This is a genomic window from Actinospica acidithermotolerans, assembly GCF_018139625.1.
Classification (GTDB): Bacteria; Actinomycetota; Actinomycetes; order Streptomycetales; family Catenulisporaceae; genus Actinospica; species Actinospica acidithermotolerans.
In genome coordinates, this window is record NZ_JAGSOH010000278.1 from 1 (window position 1) to 1,271 (window position 1,271).

Here is a 1,271-nt window from a genome sequence, read left to right on the forward strand (position 1 = left end):
CTAGTGTCCTGCGCCTAAAGTTCGTTAGCTAAGTGATACGATGGGGCATGCCTCGTACCGGACGGCCGAAGGCCGGCGAGTTGGTCCTGACCGATGACGAGCGCGCGGAGCTTGAACGCCTGGCGCGTCGTTCGAAGTCGTCGCAGGCTCTTGCGTTGCGGTGCAGGATCGTGCTGGCCTGCGCGCGGCCCGGGGCGACGAACACGCAGGTGGCTGCGGAGCTGGGGGTTTCGCAGCCGACGGTGGGCAAGTGGCGAGCCCGGTTCATCGAGCACCGGTTCGAGGGCCTGGAGGACGAGCCGAGGGTCGGGCGTCCGCCTTCGATCTCCCTCGACCAGGTCGAGCAGGTGCTCGTGGACACGCTCGAGTCGAAGCCGGCGAACGCGACGCACTGGTCGCGTGCGTCGATGGCCGAGCGCTCGGGCCTGTCGAAGTCCACGATCGGCCGGATCTGGCGCGACTTCGAACTCAAGCCGCACCGGGTCGACGGGTTCAAGATCTCCACCGATCCGCAGTTCGTGGACAAGGTCGTCGACGTCGTCGGGCTCTACCACAACCCGCCGGAGAACGCGGTGGTCTTCTGCGTGGACGAGAAGTCCCAGATCCAGGCCCTGGACCGGTCCCAGCCGGTGCTGCCGATGATGCCCGGGATGCCCGAGCGGCGCACCCACGACTACGCCCGCAACGGGATCACGAGCCTGTTCGCCGCGTTCAACATCGACGACGGCACCGTGATCAGCGAGATCCGCCGCAGGCACCGGGCGGTGGAGTACAAGAAGTTCCTGACCGCGATCGACAAGGCCGTTCCCGACGAACTCGCCGTGCACCTCGTGGTCGACAACCTCTCCACCCACAAGACCCCCGAGATCAAGGCCTGGCTCTCCCGCCACCCGAGGTTCCACGTCCACTTCACCCCGACCGGCTCGTCCTGGATCAACCAGGTCGAGCGCTGGTTCTCCTACATGACCACCCAACTGCTCCAACGCGGGGTCTACAAGAACGTCCAGGCCCTGGAGAGGGACATCAGGGGCTGGATAAAGCTGTGGAACGAGGACCCCCGGCCGTTCGTGTGGAAGAAGACGGCCGAGGAGATCCTCACCTCACTCGCCAAATATTTGAAACGAATTTAAGACGCAGGACACTAGGCCGTGTCTTCAAACTTGCGTTGGATCAGGCCGCGGCGTCTGACGCGTGCGCTCGCAAGGCGCAGGGGCGGGCGCATACTCGGTCGTCTGCAACCGCCCCTGCAACGCCGCGAGCGTGCGTGGCAG

The 1,271-nt window shown here is 65.5% G+C and carries 1 protein-coding gene; it reads left to right on the forward strand.

Going from position 1 to position 1,271, the window contains the following annotated elements; translation table 11 throughout:
* Positions 1–47: 47 nt before the first annotated feature.
* Positions 48–1,130, forward strand: coding sequence for an IS630 family transposase (locus KDK95_RS34665; protein ID WP_212522591.1), 1,083 nt, complete (start codon positions 48–50; stop codon positions 1,128–1,130).
* Positions 1,131–1,271: the final 141 nt, after the last annotated feature.